The following is a 22,943-nucleotide window of genomic DNA, read 5'->3' as shown; positions in this document are numbered from 1 at the left end:
ACCACCGGACCGGTGCCCTGGTCCGCGCCTGTCCGGTCCTCGTTCATCAAAACAGGCCTTGAGCCTTGGTGCTGTAGCTGACCAGCATGTTCTTGGTCTGCTGGTAGTGTTCGAGAATCATCTTGTGCGTCTCGCGGCCGAAGCCGGAATGCTTATAGCCGCCAAACGCCGCATGGGCCGGATAGGCGTGATAGCAGTTCGTCCACACCCGCCCTGCCTCGATACCCCGGCCGACGCGGTAAAGATTGTTCGCGTTGCGCGACCACACGCCGGCCCCCAGGCCGTACAGCGTGTCGTTGCCGATATCGATCGCATCATCCAGGTCCTTGAAGGTCGTGACCGAGAGGACCGGCCCGAAAATCTCTTCTTGAAAAACGCGCATCTTGTTGTCGCCGGTAAACACGGTCGGCTTGAGGAAGAAGCCCTTGTCGAAATCGCCCCCCAAATGCGCGCGCTCACCGCCGGTAGCCAGCTTGGCGCCTTCGTCCCTGCCTATCTTGATGTATTCGAGGATCTTCTCCATCTGTCCGTGCGAGCACTGCGGACCCATCTGGGTTGCAAGATCGAGCGGGTCGCCCACTTTGATTTTTGCCACCCGGGCAACCGCCCTCTGCATGAACTTGTCGAAGATTGATTCCTGCACCAGGGCGCGCGACGGACAAGTGCAGACCTCGCCCTTATTGAAGGCAAAGAGGGCAAAGCCCTCGAGCGCCTTATCGAAAAATTCGTCATCGCTGTCCATCACATCAGCGAAGAAGATGTTCGGCGACTTGCCGCCCAACTCCATGGTCTGCGGAATGATGGTTTCGGCCGCATACTGCATGATCTGACGGCCGGTCGTCGTCTCGCCGGTAAAGGAGATCTTCGAGATGCGCGGATTGCGCGCCAGCGGCGTTCCGACTTCTGCGCCATGGCCAAGAACCACGTTGAGCACGCCCGGGGGCAGAATGTCGCCGATCAGATCCATCAGCACACACAGGCTGAGCGGTGTGTCGGAGGCCGGCTTGATCACGACGCAGTTGCCGGCGGCCAGCGCAGGCGCGAGCTTCCACGCTGCCATTAGCAGCGGAAAATTCCAAGGGATGATCTGACCCACCACACCCATGGGCTCCTTGAAGTGATAAGCGATGGTGTCATGGTCGATTTCGGAGATCGCGCCTTCCTCGGCGCGGATGCAGCCGGCGAAATAGCGGAAATGATCGGCGGCCAGCGGAACATCGGCATTCAAGGTCTCGCGTATCGGCTTGCCGTTGTCGACGGTCTCGACATTGGCGATGAAATGCAGGTTTTCCTCGATCTTGTCGGCGATCTTGTTGAGCAGGCGCGCGCGTTCAGCCGGCGCGGTATCTGCCCAGCGGTAACGCGCCTTGTGCGCCGCATCGAGCGCCAACTCGACATCCTCGGCACTGGAGCGGGCGATCTGCGCAAGCTCCATCTGGTTGATCGGGCTGGTGTCGGTGAAGTAGCGCCCCCGCACCGGGGCGCTCCACTTGCCGCCGATGAAATTGTCGTAGCGCTTGCGTAGCGCAGAAGGCCTGTATTCGAATTTCGGCGCCGGTTTCGGGGCATTCATGTCCATTTACATCTCCTTGGTTCAATGCCGACCGCATCCCTCGGAAGGCCGGCGTCTAAAAGGAGACTACGCCTGGGCAAAACAGCGGGCTTGACGCAGATCAATAGATCTGCGTTGCGAATTTGCGCAGGAGTGCCGCGATCGAACGCGTGCTGCACGCCACCTGCCTTGATGCGGTCGCCGTCCTGCGGGGCGGCTCAATACGGGCGGGTGACAATGCGCGCCGCCCCGACGATTGCGCCGTCCGGCGATTGGATGATTACCGCAGCCTGTTCTGCGGCCGGCATTGCAGACTCCAGGTCCAGCTTGGTGCCTGTCCAATTTCCGATGGGTTGTATCGAACGAACGACGTTCGACTCCCGGAGCGTGCGCCCCGAGTTTTCACCTCGCCCGACGGCTGTCGCGTGCTCTGGGTCATAGCCGATCAGCAAGACCTGCCCGCTGCCGGACCCTGCCCCCACCCTGATCGACAGCCTCCCGAACCTGCGTACCCCATCGACTTCGACACTCCTGTCGTCGATGCGCTGCGCAGCACGGATCGCGGCCTCGACCGCACTTCGATCCGAACCGACCAGCCCCTTCCTGCCATCGATCACCATCTCCGGCGTATAGGAGCCTTGCCCGAATCGCGCGCTATAGCTTGCCTGACGCTGCGTCGCGGACTCGAAAGAGTAGGGATCCGTCCAGCCTAGGCTGTTCCAGTACGTCACATGAAACGCAAGCGGCAGGACATCCTGGCGGTCGTGGGAAAGCTCCGACAGATAGGCCTCCGCGGGCGGGCACGATGAACACCCTTCCGAAGTAAAGAGCTCAACCACAACGGGTCTGGCAGACGCCATGACAGGTACGGCCAGAAGAAAGACGACAGCGGCGGCAAGGCGTACAAACATGGTCGGTCTCCAGAAACGCAACGCAGGGCTTGCTTCTAATTTCGTCGCCGGTTGTGGTGGGGTTACACCGTCGCAAAATTTTTTTCCCGCGGCGGCAATAAAAAATTCGCCGGCTGTAACCGGTGCCGCGCGACTTGCGAACTAGTCAATGTATCCGCCACGGATACCTTCCATCCCAACCACAGGAGAACATCCATGTCAGCAAAGTTCAACGTCAGTTCCGCCCTTATCGCCGGCGCGGTGGCCAGCCTGCTCGCTTCGGCCGCCCATGCGGCGCCGCTGACGAAGGCCGAAGTGAGCGCCGCCGTCGCGGCTCACAAGGAGAAGTGCTACGGGGTCGCACTGAAAGGGCAAAACGACTGTGCCGCCGGTCCGGGCACGACCTGCCAGGGTACGTCTGCAGTCGATTTCCAAGGCAACTCATGGAAGTTCGTCCAGGGCGGCACCTGCACGAGCATCGTCGTTCCGGGCGGCGGCCATGGGTCGCTCACGCCGATCAAGTCCTGATCGCGGCAGCGACAAGAAAGAAACGGGGCGACCATGGACACTTTCGACCAATCCGCGACAAGCCATGCGCGGGGTCGTCCCGGCTGCGCGATGCCCGGGGCGACCGGACTCGTCGGCACCAGCTTCAAGCACGAACATCTCGCGGCGATTCTCGATGATGGTCTTCAGAGCGGCTTTTTCGAGGTACACGCCGAGAACTACATGGGCGCGGGCGGCGCACCGCATCGCGCGTTGAGCGCCATCCGCGAGCGCTACCCGGTTTCGCTGCATGGGGTGTGCATGTCGATTGGCGGGCCCGATGGCCTTGACGCCGGCCATCTCGCACGCTTTCGCGAGCTGGTCACGCGCTACGAGCCGGCGTTCGTCTCTGAACATCTTGCCTGGTCTTCGCACAACGGCACTTTCTTCAACGATCTGCTGCCGCTGCCCTACACGAAGGCGACGCTGGACAAAGTTTGCGAACACATCGATCAGGTGCAAGAGAGCATCGGCCGCCCGATGCTGCTCGAAAACCCGTCCACCTACGTGGCGTTCTCGTCCTCGACCATGAATGAACCCGAATTCATCCGCACAGTTGCGCAACGCACCGGCTGCGGACTGCTCCTTGACGTCAACAACGTGTTTGTGTCGGCAATTAATCATGGCTATCAGGCCCATGCGTATCTGGCGGATTTTCCGCTTGCACACGTGAGCGAAATTCATCTGGCCGGCCACAGCGAGCAGTTCGACGACGCCTACGCGCCGCTGCTCGTCGACAGCCACGACAGAGCCGTCGCCGATGCCGTGTGGGCACTCTACCGCGATGTGATCGCCCACACCGGCCCGGTGCCCACGCTCATCGAATGGGACAGCCAGCTACCGGTCTGGCCCGAGCTGCGCGCGCAGGCGCTGGCGGCCCGGCGGATCATGGCCCGCCATGTCGTCCAACACCCGCTGGAGCACGAGGCAAAATACGCGGAGCGCGCCGGTCATGAAGTCTGAACGTCGCGCCAGTCACGACGCGGCCGCTTTCGCTGCGGGACTGACGAACCCCAGGCTTGCAGCCCCCGAAGACGTGGCGGTTGCGCGCGGCCAAGGCGTCGTCGCGCGCTACAACGTCTATCGCAACAACGTCACGGTCAGTCTCATCGACGCGCTGGCCGCGATCTATCCGGCCGTGCAGCGCATCACGGGCGTCGATTTCTTCCGCGCGATGGCGCGCTTTCACGTGCGTTCGACGCCGCCGGTTTCCCCGCTGCTGTTCGAGTACGGGCGCGATTTTCCGTCGTTCATCCAAGCATACCAATACGCCCGCGGCATGCCCTGGCTTGCAGATACGGCGCGCATCGAGCGCGCGTGGCTCGATGCGTATCACGCCGCGGATGCCTCGCCTCTCCCGGCCGAGGCATTCGCCGACATCGATCCGGGTTCATTCGCCCAGGTGCGCTTTGTCGCCCATCCAGCCTCGCGCATCGTGCGCTCACGTTACCCAGCCGTCGCAATCTTCGCCATGAACCGGACCGACGGCCCGGTCACCCCGCTGCACTCGAGCGAAGCGCAAGACGCCCTCGTCACCCGGCCTGACGACGAGGTGATTGTCTCGCTCCTGCCCCCGGGCGGCGCAGCCTTTCTCGGCGCACTGCTCGAAGGCGAGCCGCTGGCCACTGCCGCCGAGGCTGCCTTCATGGAATCCGGCGCCTTCGATCTGCCGGCCAATCTTGCCGCAATGATTTCGACCGGCGTGTTCACCGCCATTCAACTGTGAGAGTAATCAATATGTCCACTCAACAAGATTCCACCTTGTCCTTTCCCGGCAACGTCGTGCACGCGATCGGGTGTGCGCGAAGCTTCGTCGAACGGCTCGCCCAACCGTCGTTCGTGCAACTCGTGCTGCGCCTGGCGCTGGCCGTGCCGTTCTGGAAATCCGGCATGCTCAAGTGGCGCGGTTTCCTGCAACTCAATGACACGGCGCTCTACCTCTTTAGCGACGAATTCAAGCTCCATCTGCCCGGAGGCCCCTACCCGTTTCCGGCGCCCGCCGTCTTCGCTTTCCTGTCCGCGTGCGGCGAGGTCTCGTTCCCGGTGCTGCTGGTATTGGGCCTGGGTACGCGCTTCGCCGCCGCCGGCCTGTTGTTGATGACCTGCATCATCGAGCTGACGATACCCGACGGCTGGCCGATCCACATTACCTGGGCGGCCATGGCGCTGGGCATCGCCGGGTGGGGTCCCGGCCGGGTTTCGATCGACTATCTGCTCGGAGACCGCGCGAACCGGTCATGAAAACGCAAGATCTGGTAGCCCGGCTCGCAAGCAACGTTTCACCTGTCGAGCGCAACGCCGTCCCCAGGCGGTTCAATCGTGCATTGGTGCGCGGCCTTGCCGGCAGCACGATCTTGTTGGTCGCCCTGTACGGCGTGCGTAGCGACATGCCCGAACGGATCCTCACAACGATCTTCTGGGTTCGCCTCGTGTTTCCACTGGCGATCATTGTCGCGGCCATGAAGCTCGCGCAGCGGCTCGGCCGCCCCGGCGCGCCGCTCGGAACCGCCTGGTTTGCGGCGGTGCTGCCCATCGCCGCAATGCTGCTCGCCACCGGCGGCATCCTGCTGGCGACGCCGCCAGGCTACCGGCTCGAGCTGATGCTCGGCACGACCTGGCGCACAACGACGGCAAGCATCGTGCTTCTCTCCTTTCCTCCTTTCGTTGCCATGATGTACGCAATGAAGCAGCTCGCGCCGACACGCCTGGCTTTGGCCGGTGTGAGTGTCGGTCTGCTGGCCGGCGCGCAGGGTTTGCTTGTCTACTCGCTGTATTGCTCGGAGATGGCGGTGCCGTTCTGGAGCGTCGGGTATGTACTCGCGATCGCTGTGACAACCGCTATCGGCGCGGCCATCGCGCCGTGTTGCCTGCGCTGGTGAGACTCGCGCCGACGCAAGATATCGCGAATGGCAACAAACCATATCTCGATAGCAACGCTGTGCAAGACTATCTGAAGCGGATTGACCGCCAAACTCCTGGACCCCGTTGGATACCGGAACGCGATGGGACCATGGTGGATGGCGGCATTCACACCAGCGACCGACTCGCCCGAGCTCGATGGCAATCTGACGCGCCAGGCCCTGAGCAGCCCGGTGAATCGGAACATCATCCGATGCGTGAACCGCCTGGATCATTCGCACCGCGCCAAGGTGGTTGCCGAGTATGTCGAGACGACCGAGCAGAAATCCCTGCTCGAAGAGCTGGGGTGCGACGTTTTCCAGGGCTGGCTTACAGCCCGGCCTTGCCGGCCGATCAGGTCACGGCCTATATTGACGGCTGCCAAGGACATTGCGATGCAGCCCAGTACAGATCAACGCCGCCACAGCCCTGCCGCCGAGCGCAACGGCCCGTTCATCCTGACCGAATTGCAACGTCTGCTGCCCGCCACGGGGACCTTGCTGGAGATCGCCAGCGGCACCGGCCAACATGCCGCGTTCTGCGCAGCCGGACTGCCTGGCTGGCAATGGCAGCCCAGCGACTACGAAGCCGCCGCGCTAACCTGCATTGCGGCCTGGTGTGCCGGGAATGGCCGCGTTCTGCCGCCCATCGAACTGGATGTGCTCACACCCGACTGGTTCGATATGACGCGGCAGTTCGACGCCATTTACTGCGCCAACATGATCCACATCTCGCCCTGGGCCTGCACGTTGGCGCTGCTGCGCGGAGCCGCGCGGCACCTGACGCCGCAGGGTGTGCTCATTACCTATGGACCTTATCTGGTCGACGGCCTGGATACCGCCCCCAGCAATCTCGCCTTCGATGCCGATCTGCGCACCCGCAACCCCGCATGGGGCCTGCGCCGCCTGTCTGATATCGCTGCGCAGGCTACCGCGGTCGGCCTGCATCTGCGCGAGAGGTCGAACCTGCCGGCCAACAACCTGCTGCTGGTTTGGGAACGCACATGAAGAACTCGCCGCAGTACACACACCCCGCGACTTTTTGGGGCTAGGCGAAGATCATTTTTGGCCGATATGCGCAAAGCCGTCGCTGAAGATTCTTGATCCTTAATCGGACAAGCGCTGCCCAGTCACCCTGCGTCGCACCGGCCAAGCAGCCTCGGCAACTCCGAGAGACTCCGTATCACATGGTCGGGCGCCCCGGGTAGCCGCTCCGGGCGCTGATCGTAGCGGTTGCACCAGATCACCCGCATGCCAAAAGCCGACGCGGCATAGGCATCCCAGCCATTTGAAGACTGGAACGAGATCTGCTCGGCCTTCAGGCCGAGCTGTTGTAGCGCGTACTCGTATACCCTCGGATGGGTCTTGAAAACCTGCACGGCCTCGGCAGACAGCACTGCATCGAATAGTCCTTCCAGCCCGGATGCGCGTACCGCCGACTGGAGCATCAACGGGGTGCCGTTGGACAGGATCGCCGTTGCAAAGCCGGCCTCACGCAATTGGCGCAAGGTGTCGGCAACCTCAGGAAAGGCCTGCAACGTCCGGTATAGCGCAAGGAGTCGCTCACGCAACGCGGGATTTTCAAGGCTGAAGCTTTCCAGTGCGAAGTCAAGCGCATCGGCGGTAACTTGCTCGAAATCGGCATGACAGCCCTGTAGCGAGCGCAACCAGGTGTACTGCAATTGCTTGTCGCGCCACAGTGCGGTCAGCGCGGCGCGCTTGTCATCGGGAATGTCCGGACAGCGCGCGGTTGCGGTTGCGAAGTCGAAAATCGTGCCGTAGGCGTCGAAAACACAGGCGCGAATTCCCTTCAGCATTTTCATGAACGAGTTCCTCGGATCGGGATTGGCTCTGGAGATACCGGCCAGAGCGATTCGGAAAGTCAGCCGCGTCTTATCCAACATTACCGCCACCGGGTCGGCGGTCCGGAGCGACGATTGGCTCAAATTTTATGCAGGCTTGTAGATTGCGTAACGTTGATCCACGATAATGGAGTGATCAGTACAAATCAACGCCCCCCCCGCCCGAACCCACGCCAGAAGAACGCTCAGGCAAGGCCCCTATCTCGTCAACTGCGCCGACCCAATGCCTGGGAATTACGCACCATGCGTTTCCTACATTGACCTGGCGCCCTAGTGCCTAGACCTCTGTGTTTCGTCGGCACGCCGTCGTGGACGCCACCATGCACGCGTTCTGGATGGGCGGCGTCATTGAAACCAGCGTTGACGACCTGCTGCAAGCGACCGGTTTGTCGCGCTCATCGCTATACAACAGCTTCGGCAACCGGGAAGGCCTGTTGCAGGTGGCAGTCGAACGTTACGCACACGAGCAGGCCGCGAACAATCATAAGCTGTTCGAAAAAAGTCGCTGAATCAGGCACTGCTAGCGCTGTTTCTGGACTCGGCCCCGAGAAACGTCGACGGACGAAGGGGCTTGCTGGTGAACGCCTTCGGTGAGCTGCACTCCCCGCAAACCGAAGGTGCGGATGCCGTGCGCGAAACCTTCGCGAAGGTGGCAGCCGCGCTGGAAAAAGCCATCCGTGATGTGGCGCCGCAACGCGACGACTCTGCCCATTTGAGCATCGCCGCGATGGCGGTAATCGCCGGGCTGCGAACCTTACAGCGCGCCGGCCTACCGCTTGCGTTGCGCCGGCACGCAGCTGAGCGCATGGCGCAGGCTCTGATCAAGTAGTGATTGTCTCGAACTTTCAATACCCGCCGGTCCATGATGCGCACCTTGCACACCCAACGCGCTCGACAGCGCGGTGCATCGGGGCTGCTGAGCCTATGCAGACAATACCGAGCTGCGGGGGAACTCGCACTGCCGATGTATCAGTGCCGATCATGCGTTCATAGCGGCAGAACGATGTCGGCATCCGGCATACAGCCTTCGAACAGCGGCTTTGACAACAAGTACCCTTGTATGAGCTCCACGCCGATGTCCCGCAGGCAAAGCAACTCATCGCGCGTCTCCACGCCTTCGGCGACGACCTTGATTCCGAGTTCGGCGCAAATGCCGACCACGGCGGCTGCGATGACGCGGTTGGTTTTGCGCTTGTCGACATCCCGTATCAGACCCATGTCGAGCTTGATGATGTCCGGCTGAAAATCGGCCAGCAGGTTAAGTCCGGCATAGCCTGCGCCAAAATCGTCTATGGCGGTGCTGAAACCGATTCGCTGATATTCCCGAAATACTTCGGCGAGCCATTTGCCATCGTCGATACGTTCACCTTCCACCGTTTCGAAAATTATTTTTCCGATGGGAAAGCCATAGGCCTGAGCAGCCCGCAGCGTGGTGCTGATACAGACTTCAGGCCGGTAAATGGCGTTGGGCAGGAAGTTGATGGAGAGCCTGCTTTGCATGCCCAGACCAGCCGCGGTCTTTATCGCACGCACTCGGCAAGCCTGGTCGAATTGATAGCGATTGGTCGGCGTTACGCGTTCGAGCACCGACGGCGCGGGTTCTGCGCCGGGACCGCGTATCAGCGCTTCATGAGCAAACACTTGGCGGGTCCGGATGTCGATTATGGGCTGAAAGGCGTAGCTGAAATCGAAGTCCAACTGCGCCCCGTCACCACATATGGCGCAACTTTCGTCGCTCTGAATATGTTGAGCGTGATTTCTAAGGGGGATTCGCGTCATTTCATCCACTCGTTTTCTTCACGATGCGCCTGCAGCTTGTTTTTATTCTTTTTATCATGGATTAAATTCCAGGAAAATCAATGGGCCGCTTGTTCAGGCAGCGCAATTGTCCAGCGTTAAATTCGGATTTTAAAAAAACGACAATTAAAAAAGCACGGACAAGATAAACAGCATAGGTGTGCGCTAAAGGCCGCCGTCACGGGCGCAGGCGCCCTGGACAAAGCCAGGCGAACCTAGGCCGAATCGCCGAAATATTATGGACCGAAGTAGCGCGCACGGATCCGTTTATGCAGGTCTGTGGCAAGTCTGCAGGGACGAAAGGCTCGCGCCTATAGGCCTTGCGGTCAAGGTTGTAGTACCACGGTCTGCTGCAACCGCGCCACGCCCGTCCTTGAGCGCGTCGTATTATTCCTGCAGGGCCTGCACGGCCAGACTGGCAGCCTCGACAGCCCCTGCGACGTACCCAGGAAAATGCGGCGACCACTCGCTGGCAATACCGGTCAGGCGGCCGCGCCATGGCCCGTCGGCGGCATACGCATGCGGGGCTGGCGCATGCGTGTCCTGGGCGAGCTGGTCCGCGGCCGTCGCCGTATAGGGATCCTGCGCCCAATCCTTGAGAAATTCCGCCTTGGGCGTGGCGGCAAGCGGCCCAAACAGGCGCACAAACTGCGCGCGACACAGCGACCGCAGCATCTGTTCGGTCATGCGTCGACGCGCCGTGGCCGGCACACCCAAGAAACCGAATAACGCCGCACTGCCCCCAGGCATGCTGGCATCGTGGATCTCCGTCATCGGGCCGCAAGCGCTGCGACCCTCCCCCGACAGTCCCTGCTCCCGCCAGAAAGGGGCCTCGTAGAGGGCGATGTACTTGGCATGCGGTGCCATCCAGGTCGCCGTCTGCCGCCATGACTGGGCCAGCGTCCAAGGCATGGCCGGCGCGAAGGCGATGGTATGTTCCGCCAGGCGAGGCGGCATTGCCAACAACACCTGATCGGCGCGCCAGGTCGCCGCGCGCCCGGCAACATCCTCACTGTGCAAGGTGATGTGCGAGGGCGCGAGGCTCAACCGGCGCACGGCCTGGCCGGTCACGATGCGCGCCGGGTCCAGCGCACGGTGCAACGCATCTACCAGAGCAGCCATGCCGCCCACCAGGCGGAACGAGGCCGGCGAACTGGCATAGCCCCGCATACGTACAGGCGGCCTGCCTGGCGCGGGTTCCACCACCGTGTCTCCCGTCTCGTATTGCTCGAAACGCCGCAGCCCCAGATCCGTGACCAGGTCATGCAGGACCTGCTGATGATCGGGCCAGAACCACGTCGGCCCCATATCGAAACGATCATCGGTCGGCACCGGAACAAGCGATGACGCATCGACAGACAAGATACGTCCGCCGAGGATGCTGCGCGCCTCAAGCAGTAGGTAGTCGCGCAGCCCCCGGCGCTCGAGCAGCCAGGCGGCATAAAGCCCGCTCAATCCACCACCGACGATCGCGATGCGGGCGTTCCGTGTCGGTTCGCTCATGGGTTCGCATAGCCCAGATGTCCGGTTTTAAGATAGACCGTGGCGCCCTGCGGAGCGCCCGCCACGTCCGTCGTCTCGCCGGGCGGCAGGCGCAACCACGAGCCGCGGCCATAGGACTGGCCGCGGACGGCCACTTCGCCCTCCAGAACCAGCACCTCGGCTCCGTTCACCGGTTGCGCAAGCAGCAACGCTCGAGCGGGCAAACGTTGCAGGCAGACCTGCTCGTAGCCGGCCGAAAACAGCGGGCATATCTCGCGGCCGTTCTCGTTGCGCCAGGCGGCGGGATCGCGGGTATTGATGCGCACGCGGCTGCGCTCGTGCGGCGGCATCTGGCACAGTTTGACGAAGATGACGGCTCCCTCTGCGCTGGCCGGCTGATGACTGGAACCTGGAGGACTGCGCAGATACCAGCCTTCGGGATAGTGCGTCTGGCCTTCGGAAAACACTCCAGACAGCACGAGGACCTCCTCGCCGCCCGGATGATGATGGGCCGGAAAATACGACTCGGGCGCGTAGCGCACGATGCTGGTCGCCCGGGCCTGCTCCTGACCGATGCGATCGAGCATGACGCGTTCAACCCCTCCTTGCGGCGAGGCAACCCATTGATAGTGCTCATGCGCCACAATGGCGCGGCGCGAAAAATCCGCATTGATCAGCATGCGAGCGTCCAGCGTGTTCCGGGAATATCCACAAGCGATTACTTTACCAAGGGCCGTACGGCCGTGAAACCGCCATCCACCGCAAGCACTTGACCCGTAATACGCGTGGCTCCTTCGGACAGCAGCCACGCCATGGCGTCGGCCACCTGGGCCGCGCTCTGCAGGCCACCCAGCGGGTACTGCTTTGCGGCGCCCTCGCGCATCGCATTCATGCGCAGCATGCCAATCGTCATAGGGGTTTCGGTCATGCCCGGTGCCACGGCGTTGATGCGCAAACCCAGCGGCGCATACGTGGCGGCCGCGGCGCGAACCAAGGCATCAACGCCGCCCTTGGCGGCGGCGATAGCCTCGTGGTTGGCCACGCCGATACGGGCAACCACACTGGACACCAGGACGGCGGCGCCCGGCTTGCCTGCGTTGCGCAGGGCGTCGACCCAGGCGTGCAGCATGAAGAGTGCGCTATCCAGGTTCACGCGCAACACGTCGCGGATCTGCGCCGCGCTGCTGCGATGTAGCGGTGCGATCAGCGTATTGCCCACGCAATGCGCCAGCAGCGCGGGCACATCGCCAAGCTGCTCCTGGCATTGGGCCACAGCGGCCAGCGCGCCCTCCTGCGTCGTGGTGTCGGCAACGATGTGAGCCTGCGCCGGCACGCCGGCCAAAGTCTGCGCATCGCGCCCGACCGCGGCAACGCGATGGCCGTCCGCGTGCAGGCGAGCCACCAGTTCACGGCCAATGCCGCCGCGCGCACCGGTCACCAGGGCAATGGCAGGATAGAAAAGAGAAGGGGTCGTCATGGGCGGTACGCGATTTTGCAATTGAACAAAGGCGCTGGCGGGTCGGCGTCACCGCGAAAAGGCGATCTTTTTGCGCCAAATAGGCCTGACTAGAAGAAAGAGACGATAGACGGCCTCGAGCATCCAGACGACGGGGCGGGCACCCAGCAGGCGCCCCAACCAGGCCAGGCGCGGCAAAGACTGCCACAGCGCGGCAAAGGCCATGGCGCCGCTAACCAGGCGGCCGTCGGGTTGGCGCAAATACAGCCTGGCCATGGCGGCATCGCGGGTCAAATCCGGCCCCAAATCAGCCGCGCCGCAGCGGGAAACGTCGACCCAGCACACGTCCTGCGCGCCAGGCTGCCCGCGGTACATGGCCACCTCCCGGGAGCAAACCGGACATCCGCCATCGTAGTAAAGCGTTGGCTTGGAATGCGTCATTGCTGTCCTAAAGAATTAATTTTTTTAGTTTTATTTTAATTTTTCAGATTCATTTTAAACTCATTAATAAGAAAATACGCAAAAAAAGTGATAATATTCGATTCATATTGAACTCAATAAGATGACATCCCGCAATTCCCCTTCGCCGAACACGCCAGTGCCGGCCGACGCGACCAGTCCCGCCTTTCGCAGTGGCGCCGTCGCCCGCATGGCGCGCATGCCGGTCGCGACGCTACGCGTCTGGGAGCAACGCTACCGCGCGGTGCATCCGGCCACGGCGCCGTCGGGACACAGGCTGTATTCCCCCGCCGACCTGCAGCGCGTGATGTTGCTCAGGCAACTGACTGAGCAAGGTCACGCCATAGGGTCCATTGCAGGATTGGATTTTGCGCAGTTGCAGGAAATCGCCCGTATTCCGGCGACCCAGACCGACGGCGGTCCACATACGCCGGTTCGCACCGCCAGAGCGCCCACGTGGGTAGTTGTCGGAACGGCCCTCGCGACGCGCCTGCAGCGCGCCGCCGTCCTGCGGCATCTGGCGTATCCCGTGCCGAGGTTGGCGGTGTTCGATTCGCTGGCCGAGGCAACAGCCGCCGCGTCCGTCAACGCGGCCGAGCTGCTGCTATGGCAAGCGCCGGTCCTGCGGCCTGGCAAGCTGGCCGAACTGCAGCAGGCCGGGCAAGCCTGGCGTACCCGCCATGCGGCCGTCCTGTACCGTTTTGCCCAGGCATCGACCATCAAGACCTTGGCCGATACCGGATCGAGCATGCTTCGCGAGCCGGCCGACGACGACATGCTTGGCGCCTGGCTGGGATCGATCGACCGCGGCCTGCAGTCCGCCCCCCCTGATGCCGATCCCCGGCTGCCGGCCGACCCGGCATCCGCCGCCGCGCCGCGGCGCTTCGACGACGCCATGCTGACGGCAATCGCCGGTCTGTCCTCCACGCTCGCCTGTGAATGCCCGCGCCATATCGCCGAGCTGCTGATGCAACTGACCAGCTTCGAGGCCTATAGCGCAAGCTGCATCCACCGCGACGCGCCCGATGCGAATCTGCACGCTTACTTGCAGCAGGTGGCGGGTACGGCCCGCTCCCTGTTCGAGTCGGCGCTCGATCGCGTGGCGCAGCATGACGGCCTAACGCTGCGCTGACTGGAGCGTTCCCCATGCACGATCCAAACCGTGAATTACCCGCTTGCGTCGTCTGGCTGGGCTACGGCGGCCTGCTGCCTTTTGTGGGCACGGCTGTCCTGACCCGTCTCGATCCGCAAAGCGCGGAACTATGGTTCCGCGCCCTGATTGGCTATGGCGCTGTAATCCTCAGTTTTGTGGGTGCGCTGCACTGGGGGTTCGCAATGGTCGCTGCCGGACTCGATGCGCATCGGCGCGACCGCGCCTACGGCTGGAGCGTCGTCCCCGCCCTGCTCGCCTGGCCTGCGCTGCTGCTGCCTCCCCGCCAAGCCGCGCTGCTGCTGATGCTGGGATTCGTGCTGCACCTGGTACAGGACCACCGGCTTGCGCGCCGGACGGCGCTGCCGGACTGGTATCTGCCACTGCGCTGGCGCCTGACCATCGTGGCCAGTCTCAGCCTGCTGGCCGGCGCGTGGATGGGGATGGCCCACGCGTGAGCAATGGCGGCAAGCGGAAGGGACTGAGATCGACGGTCTTCTGAATTAAAGTCAGTTTTAGAAAAATTCAGCTTACTGCACCAAACAGCGCACCCGCACCTGCCGTGACCGCCATCGCGACAGCCCCCCAAAATGCGACACGCCACGTGCCGGCCCCTACCCGGGCCCCGCCCAACTGCGCCGACAAAGCACCCAGGCTGCCCAGAAAAGCAAGCGACGCAAGGCAGACCCACGGGATCAGACGCGATGGCGATACCGTGGCCACCACGACGATCGGCAACAGCGCGCCGACCGAGAAACTGCCCGCCGAGGCACATGCTGCCTGGATCGGGCGTGCAACCGTCCCATCGGAAAGTCCCAGTTCGTCTCGGGCATGCGCACCCAGCGCGTCATGGGCCATCAGTTTGCCGGCCACCTGATCGGCCAGGGTCGGGTCCAGACCCCGTCCGACATAGATAGCCGCGAGTTCACGTCGCTCGCCCATGGGGTCCTGCTTCAGCTCGGAACGCTCCTGCGCCAGGTCAGCATTTTGAGTGTCCGCTTGCGAATGGACGGAGACAAACTCACCCGCCGCCATCGACATGGCGCCAGCGATCAGACCCGAGACACTGGTCAGCAGAATCGCCTTGTGGTCGGCACCCGCAGCGGCCACGCCCAGCACCAGACTGGCAGTCGACACAATGCCGTCGTTCGCACCGAGGACCGCTGCGCGCAACCACGCGATACGGTTGTTGTGATGGTGTTCCGCGCGGCCCCGCTTGGCCCAGGCAATTCGCGTTCTTTGGTTTGAGTCCTGGCCTGCTTTTGAATCAAGTGTCATGGCGATTCTGCTATGCGAACATGGCTGGCGTTTTTCCGGGGTACTGACAGGGCATGCCAATAGGGCCATAGCTGGTGAACTGCGTCGGTCTGGTGCCGCACAGACTTCAAAGCTGACGCAGGCCATCCTGCTACTCAGTTCACGATTTCGAGTCTGTCTCATGCCATCGCCCCCCCACCTTTCGCGAGAGCAGCGAGCCTTGCTGGCCGACCTGCTGCAATCACGGCTGGCGCGATTCGAGGACGAAAGTGTGTTCCGTCTGAATGGGTTGACGCAGGCAAAATCGGCAAGCCAGACGCTGATGGATGACGCCGATGACGCTCGCCAGCGCGCTGGCGATCACGAGGTTGAAGGTATTGTCTCGGACATCGACAGCCGCGAGTTCAATGCGGTCCGCAATGCCTTGCAACGCATTCACCTCGCGGGCTATGGCCTGTGCCTTGATTGCCACGCCGCCATCCCCTTTGACCGGTTGCGGCGGCAGCCGGAAACCCTGCGCTGCGCCTCCTGCCAGGCCCTTTACGAACGGAAATCCCTGCCATGAGCCTTTTTCACGCTGTCGCCTTCGTCGATCATCAGTCCGCGCAAATCCTGCAATTCCACTCCGAACACGTAGTGGAACGCAAGGTGCAACAGCACCGGAAGTTCACGCGCCAGCATCATAGCGGTGTGCGCACTGAACATGAGTTCTTCGGCGAGGTCTGCGATGCGCTCGAGGGCATCGCCGAAGTGCTGATTGTCGGCGGACACACCAGCCTGGCGGACTTCCGCCACTATGTGGACAAGCACCGGCCACTGACCGCCCCACGCATCGTTGGCTACGAGCTTGCCGACCATCCGACAGAAAACCAACTCATCGCCCTGGCACGCCGATATTTCGTGAAGTTCGACCAGAAGGCCGGCACGCGGACACCGACCTGACGAAGTTCCTCGTGCCATGCTTCATTCTGCCTGAAACACAGCATTGGCGGCATCTTCAGGGCACCAGCACCGCCGCTCCTTCGAATCGGCCGGCGCGTAGATCCGCCAGCGCTTGGTTGGCCTTCTGCAGCGGATAGCGTGTGGTCTTGATCGCAATGCCCATCTGCGGCACCAGGCTCAGGAAATCCAGGCCGTCCTGGCGTGTGAGGTTGGCCACCGACAGCAACTGGCGCTCCTCCCACAGCAAGCTGTAGGGAAAACCCGGGATGGCGCTCATGTGGATGCCGGCGCATACCACCCGGCCGCCCTTGCGCACGGCCTTCAGCGCCAGCGGCACCAGATCGCCCGCGGTTGCGAAGATGATGGCCGCATCGAGTAGCTGCGGCGGCATCTCGTCGGAACCACCGGCCCAGACCGCTCCCAAGGTGCGGGCGAAGTCCTGCGTGGCGTGGTCTGCGGGCCTGGTGAAGGCAAACACCGAGCGGCCCTGCCACGTCGCCACCTGGGCCAGGATATGCGCAGCCGCCCCAAATCCGTACAAGCCCAGCTTCTTGCCGCTTCCCGCGATGGTCAGCGCACGCCAGCCGATCAGTCCGGCGCACAACAAGGGCGCCAGCGACTCGTCGCTGCCCTCATCACCGAGCGGGAAGGCAAAGCGCGCATCCGTGACCGTGGCCGTAGCGAAACCGCCATCTCGCGTATAGCCGGTGAACTGCGGGTGATCGCACAGGTTCTCTCGTTGCATCTTGCAGTAGGGGCAGACACCACAGGTGTGGCCCAGCCACGGAATGCCCACGCGCTGGCCGAGCGCCAGGCCCGCCACGCCCGCTCCAATGGCATCGATGCGGCCGACGATTTCGTGGCCCGGAATGATCGGCACCTTGGGGTGCGCCAAGTCGCCATCGACGACGTGCAAGTCTGTTCGGCACACGCCGCAAGCGGCCACCTTGACGCGAATTTCGCCCAGCCCCGGCTCCCGGTCGGGCAACGCGGTCCACATCAGCGGGGCGCCCACCTTGTTCAGTACCATTGCATGCATCATGGACCGCCAGGATTGAATACCGGATACATGGCCCGGTTAGCCAACTGACGGAACACCGTCGGCAGGCGGTCCGGCAGATCCTCGGCCAGCAGCCCAGGGCCAAAACCGGCGGCTGACTCCCCATGCAGCCACACCGCGGCGGCCGATGCAAGAAAACGGTCCATGCCCTGCGCAAGCAGCCCCAGCACCATGCCGCCGAGCACGTCGCCCGCGCCCGCGGTGGCCAGGGTTGGCGGCGCATTGGCGTTGATGATGGCGCGACCATCGGGCGCGGCGATCACGGTATCGCTCCCCTTGAGCACGACGACGGCCCCACTGGCGCGCGCGGCAGCGCGGGCGCGGGTGAGCTTGTCGCTGGACAGATCCACTACGCCGCCGAACAAGCGGGAAAATTCGCCTTCGTGCGGGGTCAGCACACAAGCGCCCTTGATGGCGTGGAACAAGGACTGCGGGTCGTCTTTGAAGCTCGAGAGCGCGTCGGCATCGAGCACGGTCGCCGGGCCCGCTTCGAGCATGACCCGTACCCTGGCGCGGGTTTCCGGCCCAATCCCCGCCCCCGGACCGATCAACAACCCGGTATAGCGTTTGTCCGCGAGTATCTTTTCAAGGTCTTCGGGCTGGGTGGCCGGCTGCACCATGATGCTGGTCAGCGCCGTCGCATACACCACCAGCGCGACCTCGGGCACAGCCAGCGTGGTCATGCCCGCACCCACCCGGGCCGCCGCGCGTGCCGCCATGCGGGCCGCACCGGTGGTCGGCCAACCGCCCCAGACCAGGGCGTGGCCGCGCGTATATTTATTGCTGTCCGGGTGCTGCATCGGCAGCGCCTGTGCCAGGAGCCGCGCGCAGACCAAGCCGTCACCGCCATTGCTGCCGGGTCCGCATAGAACGAGTACCGGACGCGGCGTCCACCGTTGCATGATGGCGCGTGCAACCGGGCGGCCGGCGTTCTCCATTAGCGCGGTGTCGCAGATACCGGACTCCACCGTCAAACTATCGGCCAGCCTCATCTGCGCCACGTTGAGCAGGGCTGCGCGGCACGCCAGCGCAGGGGATTGAGCGGCGCGCGCCACTACCTTGCCCGCCTGCCTGCCGGAATCTGCACGCACAGCCGCCCGCATCTTCTCGGCCGCATCAAGGTAACCGTCGAACGCAAGCATGAGAACCTCGCTGGCCGCGTCCTCGCCTTGGCATGGCTGGCTCGGGTGTTCATTGGAATTGCTCCTCGTTCAGAAGGGTGCCGCGAGACGCCCAAGCGCTTGATGGCGCAGGCAGATCAATTATGCCGAGATGGCTGCCTTCATGCGGGCGTATTCCTCGTGGCTGATTTCGCCACGCGCATAGCGCTCATTCAGGATGTCCTGCGCGCTCTTGCCATTGGGGCCGCCGTAGTTCCTGTGTACACGGTAGGTGTAGCCCCAATTCCCAGCGCTGGAGAATAAGAGAATCATGATGCCAAACCACAAGAACCAACCCCAACCCGAGTACCATTCATTCCAATATGCGCCCGTCATTTTAAGCTCCTAAGATCAGTTAATCTGCTACGCCACGTACGCTTGCAACGGCTGTTTGAAACTTTCCGTGCCTGTCTCACCGAAGCGAGAAGTCAAGCACCACCCGTGAAGGCACCTCGCCCTTTCCCAGCCGCTCGAAAACCTTGTTGATGGCCGACAGCGGCTGCAACTCGATGTCGGCCTTGACCTTGCCTTCGGCGGCGAATGCAAGCGCCTCGGCCATATCGCGTCGATTTCCGACAAAGGAACCACGGATGGTGATGCAGTTGGCCACCACATCGAACAGTGGCGTCGGAAACTCGCCCGCAGGAATACCCACCAGCACGCAGGTGCCGTGCTTGCGCGTCATTCCGACGCCTTGTTCGAAGGCAGGCAGTGACGGGGCCGTGATCAGCACACCGTGGGCGCCGCCGCTCGTGGCCTTGACCACGGCAGCCACCGGGTCACCGTTCCTGGCATTGACCACCGCATCGGCACCCAGGCGCTTGGCGTGTTCGAGTTTGCCATCGTCGATATCCACCGCGCATACGTGCAGCCCCATCGCCTTGGCGTATTGCACCCCCAAATGTCCCAGCCCGCCGATGCCCGAAATGACAATCCATTCTCCCGGCCGGGCCTGGGTTTCCTTGACGCCCTTGTACGAGGTGATACCTGCGCAGATCAAGGGCGCCGCATCCTTGGCCGCCAGGTGAGCCGGGATGTGCGCGACGTAGTTCGGATCGGCGAGAATGTACTGGGCAAAGCCGCCGTTTTTCGTGTAGCCGCCAAACTGTGCCTGAGCGCAGACCGGCTCCTGCGCCGCCAGGCAGAACTCGCAATGGCCGCAGGCCGAATAAAGCCAGGGCACGCCGACGCGGTCCCCTTCCTTCACCGCCGTCACCCCGAGGCCGAGCGCGGTAACAATGCCGACGCCCTCATGGCCAGGCGTAAATGGCAGCGTCGGTTTGAGCGGCCAGTCGCCGTTGCGCGCATGCAGGTCGGTGTGGCAGACACCGCAAGCTTCGGTTTTCACCAAAATCTGGCCCGGGCCGGGCGTAAGAACGTCAAGCTCCTTGAGCACCAGCGGCTTGCCGAATTGTTCGACCTGGGCGGCTTGCATTTTCTGTGTCATGTGGTTTCCTTGGAAGAGTGCATTTCAAGCCGCCGCGGGCAGCCCCAGGCCGCGAACGGCTTCGATCATCTTGGTCAACACGGTCAGGGCGTCGCCATAGACCATATTGCTGTTGTCGCCATAGAACAGTTCATTGACAATGCCGGCATAACCCTTGCCCTCGCCACGCTTGATCACGAACACCTTCTTGGCCTGATCAGCATTGAGGATAGGCATGCCGAAGATCGGCGACGATTTGTCGGTGCGCGCCGCCGGGTTGACCACGTCGTTGGCACCGATGACGAGCGCAACGTCGGTGGTCTTGAAGTCATCGTTGATGTCTTCGAGCTGGAAAATGAGGTCGTAGGGCACGCCGGCCTCGGCCAGCAGGACATCCATCTGACCCGGCATGCGCCCGGCCACCGGATGGACCGCGAACTTGACGCTGACGCCTCCCGCCTGCAGCAACTTGACGAATTCATAGAGCTTTTGCTGGCCCTGGGCAGCGGCCAGCCCGTACCCCGGCACGATGATCACGGAACGGGCATAACGCATGGCGATACCGGCGTCGCCTGCGGCCATCGGCTTGAGTTCGCCCTTGATGGCACCACGCTTGTGTTTGCCAACGGCGCCGAAGTTAGTAAAGACAATATTGCTCACCGAGCGATTCATGGCTTTGGCCATCAGCAGCGTCAGCAGCAGGCCGGCGGCGCCGACCACCATGCCGGCGATCATCAGCGCGGGGTTCTGCAATACGTAGCCTTCGAGACCGACCGCCAAACCCGTGAAAGCGTTGTAGATCGAGATCACCACCGGCATGTCGGCGCCGCCAATCGGCAGAGTCATCATGACACCGAAAACCAGCGCACAAGCGAAAAACAGGTAGATCAGGTCGGGCATGGCGATCGCAAGGACGCCCCCACCCTGCGCCTCTACGACGATATAGGCGCCAACGGCAAGCGTCGCCAGCATGACCAGGCCATTCATTGTCTGCTGGCCCCGCACCCGAAACGGTTTCTTGATGATCCCATCCAGCTTGGCCCAGGCGATCAATGAGCCGGAGAGTGATACGGCGCCGATTAGCGCGCCGAGCAAAGTTACGACTAGCTCGCCTGCCCCGGCGCTCTTGTTGCCAAACAATTCGATCGCCGCAATGGCACCGGCCGCGCCGCCGCCCATGCCGTTATAGAGGGCCACCATCTGTGGCATGGCGGTCAATGCCACTTTGCGACCGCCCCACCCGGCGATACCGCCGCCAATGGCGATCGCCCCCAGCGCCAGCGCAATATTGACCAACAGATGCGGCTCAGCCGCCGCGCTGACACTGAAGGCGTACAGGAAACTGGCGATGACGGCGCCCAGCATGCCCAGGCCTGCGACGAAAATGCCGGACGATGCGGTCACAGGGGACGCCATGCGCAGCAGGCCATACATGAAGAGAAAGGCGGCCACCAGATCGACCGCGCCAATCGCCAGTTGAGAAATAGTCATCAGCATATCGGTGCCTTAACCCTTCTTGGCGCGCGTGGAGCGCGCGTGTTTGTGGCTGGCGACGCTAGGCTGGAACATAGCGAGCATGCGATCGGTAACGGCATACCCGCCGGCAGCATTGCCCGCTCCGAGCAGCACCGCGAAAAAGCCGATGACCTGCTCCTGCACCGTTACCGCATTGAGCAGCGCAAAAATTCCGCCGACCACGACAATGCCGTGCACAAAGTTGGAGCCCGACATCAGGGGGGTGTGCAAGATGGCCGGCACACCGCCGATAATGACCCAGCCGGCGAAAGCTGCCAGCATGAAGACGTACAACGCGACGAATCCGGTAATGGCGATCTGGAAATCCATGGCTTTTCCCCTTCTTGGTTCACGCTGCTGTCGACTCGCCCTGCTTGGGCGCAACCTTGTTTTCCGCCTTGTTTTCGCCGGCATGAGTGAGCACCGTGCCGGCAAGAATTTCGTCGCCCCAGTCGATCTGGATAACGTTGTCTTTCATGATTAGCGCCAGCAGGTTGTACTGGTTTTTGGCATAGAGCTCGCTGGCATCCTCGCCAAGCAGCGAGGGCATGTTCAGTGGCGCAACGATTGTCACCGGGCCGATCTGCGCTGTCTCACCGGGCCGCGTGTCCTCGCAATTGCCGCCGCCCTCGGCCGAGAGATCGACAATCACGGCGCCGGCTTTCATGCCCGCGACCTGTGCTTGGCTGATGAGCTTGGGGGATGGCTTGCCCGGAACGGCGGCTGTGGTGATGATGAGGTCGGCGGCCTGGATATGCTCGGTCAAGACAGCAGCGACCTTGGCCTTCTCCTGGGCACTGAGCTCGCGTGCATAGCCGCCCTTTCCGCTTGCGTCGACGCCGGTATCGACGAACTTCGCTCCAAGGGACAATGCCTGTTCCTCGGTTTCCGGGCGCACGTCGTAGCCCTCGACCACGGCACCGAGGCGATGCGCCGTGGCGATTGCCTCCAGCCCGGCGACGCCGAGTCCCATGACCAGGACTTTGGCCGGCCCGATGGCGCCGGCCGCCGTCGTGATTTTCGGCAAGATGCGGGCAAGATGGGTCGCGCCCAGTTGCACGGCGTAGTACCCAGCCAAGGCGGACTGGCTCGACAAGGCGTCCATTGACTGCGCCCGCGTGATGCGTGGGATACGATCCATCGCGAAACAGGTGATTTTCCGATCCAGCAAGCGTTGCACCAGAGCCGGCTCTTTGCCTGCATAGATGAAACAAATGAGGATCGCCCCCTCCTTCATTTCACTGACCACGTCCAAGGCTGGAGGCTGCACGGCGAGCACGACATCGGCGTCTTTGACCAGTTCCTTGCGATCGTCCATAAAGACGACATCCGCGAACGCGGCATCATTCAGTTTGATCGCGTCCGCGGCGCCCGACTGCATATGCAGCCGGGCGCCCAGCTTGACCAGTCTGGAGGCCACGGAAGGCACCAGTGCCACCCGTCGTTCATGGGGCCGGGTCTCCTTGAGTATGGCAATATTGATGTACATAAG

Annotated in this window: 28 protein-coding genes; 12 read left to right on the top strand and 16 right to left on the bottom strand. The window is 62.7% G+C overall.

Annotation, left to right across the window (positions count from 1 at the left end; genetic code table 11):
- Positions 1 to 46: 46 nt before the first annotated feature.
- Both H143_RS0114300 and H143_RS0114295 read right to left on the bottom strand, forming a co-directional pair.
- On the bottom strand, positions 47 to 1,579 hold the full coding sequence (locus H143_RS0114300; protein WP_019938937.1) for an aldehyde dehydrogenase family protein: 1,533 nt from the start codon (positions 1,577 to 1,579) through the stop codon (positions 47 to 49).
- A 191-nt stretch (positions 1,580 to 1,770) separates the two neighbouring features.
- Positions 1,771 to 2,463 carry a thioredoxin family protein gene (locus tag H143_RS0114295; protein WP_019938936.1) on the bottom strand — a complete coding sequence of 231 codons (693 nt, stop codon included), beginning with the start codon at positions 2,461 to 2,463 and terminating at the stop codon, positions 1,771 to 1,773.
- A 195-nt stretch (positions 2,464 to 2,658) separates the two neighbouring features.
- Between H143_RS0114295 and H143_RS0114290 the strand changes: the two genes are divergently transcribed.
- The 6 genes from H143_RS0114290 to H143_RS23280 all read left to right on the top strand — a co-directional run bounded on the left by H143_RS0114290 (position 2,659) and on the right by H143_RS23280 (position 6,893).
- Entirely contained in the window at positions 2,659 to 2,970 is a 312-nt protein-coding gene (locus tag H143_RS0114290) for a DUF2282 domain-containing protein (RefSeq protein ID WP_019938935.1), read from the top strand.
- A gap of 90 nt (positions 2,971 to 3,060) precedes the next feature.
- Positions 3,061 to 3,951 (top strand): DUF692 domain-containing protein, encoded by an 891-nt coding sequence (locus H143_RS0114285; protein WP_019938934.1) that lies wholly within the window; start codon positions 3,061 to 3,063, stop codon positions 3,949 to 3,951.
- Entirely contained in the window at positions 3,941 to 4,714 is a 774-nt protein-coding gene (locus tag H143_RS0114280) for a DNA-binding domain-containing protein (RefSeq protein ID WP_019938933.1), read from the top strand. Before H143_RS0114285 ends, H143_RS0114280 begins: the two co-directional genes overlap by 11 nt.
- A gap of 11 nt (positions 4,715 to 4,725) precedes the next feature.
- Entirely contained in the window at positions 4,726 to 5,229 is a 504-nt protein-coding gene (locus tag H143_RS0114275) for a DoxX family protein (protein ID WP_019938932.1), read from the top strand.
- Positions 5,226 to 5,867, top strand: coding sequence for a DUF1109 domain-containing protein (locus tag H143_RS0114270; protein ID WP_019938931.1), 642 nt, complete (start codon positions 5,226 to 5,228; stop codon positions 5,865 to 5,867). Before H143_RS0114275 ends, H143_RS0114270 begins: the two co-directional genes overlap by 4 nt.
- Positions 5,868 to 5,948: 81 nt before the next feature.
- Positions 5,949 to 6,893 carry a DUF938 domain-containing protein gene (locus tag H143_RS23280; RefSeq protein ID WP_155803401.1) on the top strand — a complete coding sequence of 315 codons (945 nt, stop codon included), beginning with the start codon at positions 5,949 to 5,951 and terminating at the stop codon, positions 6,891 to 6,893.
- 122 nt (positions 6,894 to 7,015) lie between these two features.
- Here the strand turns inward: H143_RS23280 and H143_RS0114260 are convergent, their stop codons facing one another.
- The gene (locus tag H143_RS0114260) at positions 7,016 to 7,708 is read right to left on the bottom strand and encodes a haloacid dehalogenase type II (protein ID WP_026350069.1); all 693 of its coding nucleotides are present in this window, start codon (positions 7,706 to 7,708) and stop codon (positions 7,016 to 7,018) included.
- A gap of 359 nt (positions 7,709 to 8,067) precedes the next feature.
- Here H143_RS0114260 and H143_RS21670 point away from each other — a divergent pair, with 359 nt between their 5' ends.
- On the top strand, positions 8,068 to 8,256 hold the full coding sequence (locus H143_RS21670) for a TetR/AcrR family transcriptional regulator (RefSeq protein ID WP_155803658.1): 189 nt from the start codon (positions 8,068 to 8,070) through the stop codon (positions 8,254 to 8,256).
- Positions 8,257 to 8,318: 62 nt separating this feature from the next.
- The gene (locus tag H143_RS21665) at positions 8,319 to 8,576 is read left to right on the top strand and encodes a hypothetical protein (protein ID WP_019938927.1); all 258 of its coding nucleotides are present in this window, start codon (positions 8,319 to 8,321) and stop codon (positions 8,574 to 8,576) included.
- 158 nt (positions 8,577 to 8,734) lie between these two features.
- Here the strand turns inward: H143_RS21665 and H143_RS0114245 are convergent, their stop codons facing one another.
- The 5 genes from H143_RS0114245 to H143_RS0114225 form a co-directional block, all read right to left on the bottom strand.
- A complete protein-coding gene (locus H143_RS0114245) occupies positions 8,735 to 9,526 on the bottom strand; it encodes an EAL domain-containing protein (protein ID WP_026350068.1) in 792 nt (263 codons plus the stop codon).
- Between the two features lie 405 nt (positions 9,527 to 9,931).
- Complete coding sequence (locus H143_RS0114240) at positions 9,932 to 11,047, bottom strand: FAD-dependent oxidoreductase (protein WP_019938925.1); 1,116 nt, start codon at positions 11,045 to 11,047, stop codon at positions 9,932 to 9,934.
- Complete coding sequence (locus H143_RS0114235) at positions 11,044 to 11,706, bottom strand: cupin domain-containing protein (protein ID WP_019938924.1); 663 nt, start codon at positions 11,704 to 11,706, stop codon at positions 11,044 to 11,046. The genes H143_RS0114240 and H143_RS0114235 overlap by 4 nt, the downstream gene beginning before the upstream one ends.
- A gap of 38 nt (positions 11,707 to 11,744) precedes the next feature.
- On the bottom strand, positions 11,745 to 12,503 hold the full coding sequence (locus H143_RS0114230; protein ID WP_019938923.1) for an SDR family NAD(P)-dependent oxidoreductase: 759 nt from the start codon (positions 12,501 to 12,503) through the stop codon (positions 11,745 to 11,747).
- Between the two features lie 48 nt (positions 12,504 to 12,551).
- A complete protein-coding gene (locus H143_RS0114225; RefSeq protein ID WP_026350067.1) occupies positions 12,552 to 12,923 on the bottom strand; it encodes a thiol-disulfide oxidoreductase DCC family protein in 372 nt (123 codons plus the stop codon).
- A 121-nt stretch (positions 12,924 to 13,044) separates the two neighbouring features.
- On the opposite strand from H143_RS0114225, the gene H143_RS0114220 reads away from it, so the two are divergent.
- Both H143_RS0114220 and H143_RS0114215 read left to right on the top strand, forming a co-directional pair.
- Positions 13,045 to 14,073: a MerR family transcriptional regulator gene (locus H143_RS0114220; protein WP_019938921.1), complete on the top strand. Its 1,029-nt coding sequence runs from the start codon at positions 13,045 to 13,047 to the stop codon at positions 14,071 to 14,073.
- Positions 14,074 to 14,087: 14 nt separating this feature from the next.
- Entirely contained in the window at positions 14,088 to 14,549 is a 462-nt protein-coding gene (locus H143_RS0114215) for a DUF3429 domain-containing protein (RefSeq protein WP_019938920.1), read from the top strand.
- A gap of 67 nt (positions 14,550 to 14,616) precedes the next feature.
- Here H143_RS0114215 and H143_RS0114210 read toward each other — a convergent pair whose 3' ends face one another.
- A complete protein-coding gene (locus H143_RS0114210; protein WP_019938919.1) occupies positions 14,617 to 15,369 on the bottom strand; it encodes a VIT family protein in 753 nt (250 codons plus the stop codon).
- 199 nt (positions 15,370 to 15,568) lie between these two features.
- Here H143_RS0114210 and H143_RS22690 point away from each other — a divergent pair, with 199 nt between their 5' ends.
- Both H143_RS22690 and H143_RS0114200 read left to right on the top strand, forming a co-directional pair.
- A complete protein-coding gene (locus tag H143_RS22690; protein WP_019938918.1) occupies positions 15,569 to 15,913 on the top strand; it encodes a TraR/DksA C4-type zinc finger protein in 345 nt (114 codons plus the stop codon).
- A complete protein-coding gene (locus H143_RS0114200) occupies positions 15,910 to 16,290 on the top strand; it encodes a hypothetical protein (protein WP_019938917.1) in 381 nt (126 codons plus the stop codon). Before H143_RS22690 ends, H143_RS0114200 begins: the two co-directional genes overlap by 4 nt.
- Positions 16,291 to 16,345: 55 nt before the next feature.
- Here the strand turns inward: H143_RS0114200 and H143_RS0114195 are convergent, their stop codons facing one another.
- The 7 genes from H143_RS0114195 to H143_RS0114165 all read right to left on the bottom strand — a co-directional run bounded on the left by H143_RS0114195 (position 16,346) and on the right by H143_RS0114165 (position 22,940).
- A complete protein-coding gene (locus H143_RS0114195; protein WP_026350065.1) occupies positions 16,346 to 17,329 on the bottom strand; it encodes a zinc-dependent alcohol dehydrogenase family protein in 984 nt (327 codons plus the stop codon).
- The gene (locus H143_RS20740) at positions 17,329 to 18,492 is read right to left on the bottom strand and encodes an NAD(P)H-hydrate dehydratase (RefSeq protein ID WP_019938915.1); all 1,164 of its coding nucleotides are present in this window, start codon (positions 18,490 to 18,492) and stop codon (positions 17,329 to 17,331) included. The genes H143_RS0114195 and H143_RS20740 overlap by 1 nt, the downstream gene beginning before the upstream one ends.
- Positions 18,493 to 18,612: 120 nt before the next feature.
- Complete coding sequence (locus H143_RS0114185) at positions 18,613 to 18,783, bottom strand: SHOCT domain-containing protein (protein ID WP_196801310.1); 171 nt, start codon at positions 18,781 to 18,783, stop codon at positions 18,613 to 18,615.
- Between the two features lie 139 nt (positions 18,784 to 18,922).
- The gene (locus H143_RS0114180; RefSeq protein WP_019938913.1) at positions 18,923 to 19,957 is read right to left on the bottom strand and encodes a zinc-dependent alcohol dehydrogenase; all 1,035 of its coding nucleotides are present in this window, start codon (positions 19,955 to 19,957) and stop codon (positions 18,923 to 18,925) included.
- Positions 19,958 to 19,981: 24 nt separating this feature from the next.
- Positions 19,982 to 21,427 carry an NAD(P)(+) transhydrogenase (Re/Si-specific) subunit beta gene (locus tag H143_RS0114175; protein ID WP_231378507.1) on the bottom strand — a complete coding sequence of 482 codons (1,446 nt, stop codon included), beginning with the start codon at positions 21,425 to 21,427 and terminating at the stop codon, positions 19,982 to 19,984.
- A gap of 15 nt (positions 21,428 to 21,442) precedes the next feature.
- Positions 21,443 to 21,781 (bottom strand): NAD(P) transhydrogenase subunit alpha, encoded by a 339-nt coding sequence (locus H143_RS0114170; RefSeq protein ID WP_019938911.1) that lies wholly within the window; start codon positions 21,779 to 21,781, stop codon positions 21,443 to 21,445.
- Positions 21,782 to 21,800: 19 nt separating this feature from the next.
- Entirely contained in the window at positions 21,801 to 22,940 is a 1,140-nt protein-coding gene (locus tag H143_RS0114165) for an NAD(P) transhydrogenase subunit alpha (RefSeq protein ID WP_019938910.1), read from the bottom strand.
- Between the last annotated feature and the right edge of the window lie 3 nt (positions 22,941 to 22,943).

It is taken from the genome of Bordetella sp. FB-8 (genome assembly GCF_000382185.1).
Lineage (GTDB): Bacteria > Pseudomonadota > Gammaproteobacteria > Burkholderiales > Burkholderiaceae_B > Bordetella.
Note: the sequence above shows the minus strand (reverse complement) of the source record. Positions and strands in the feature narration are given on the sequence as shown.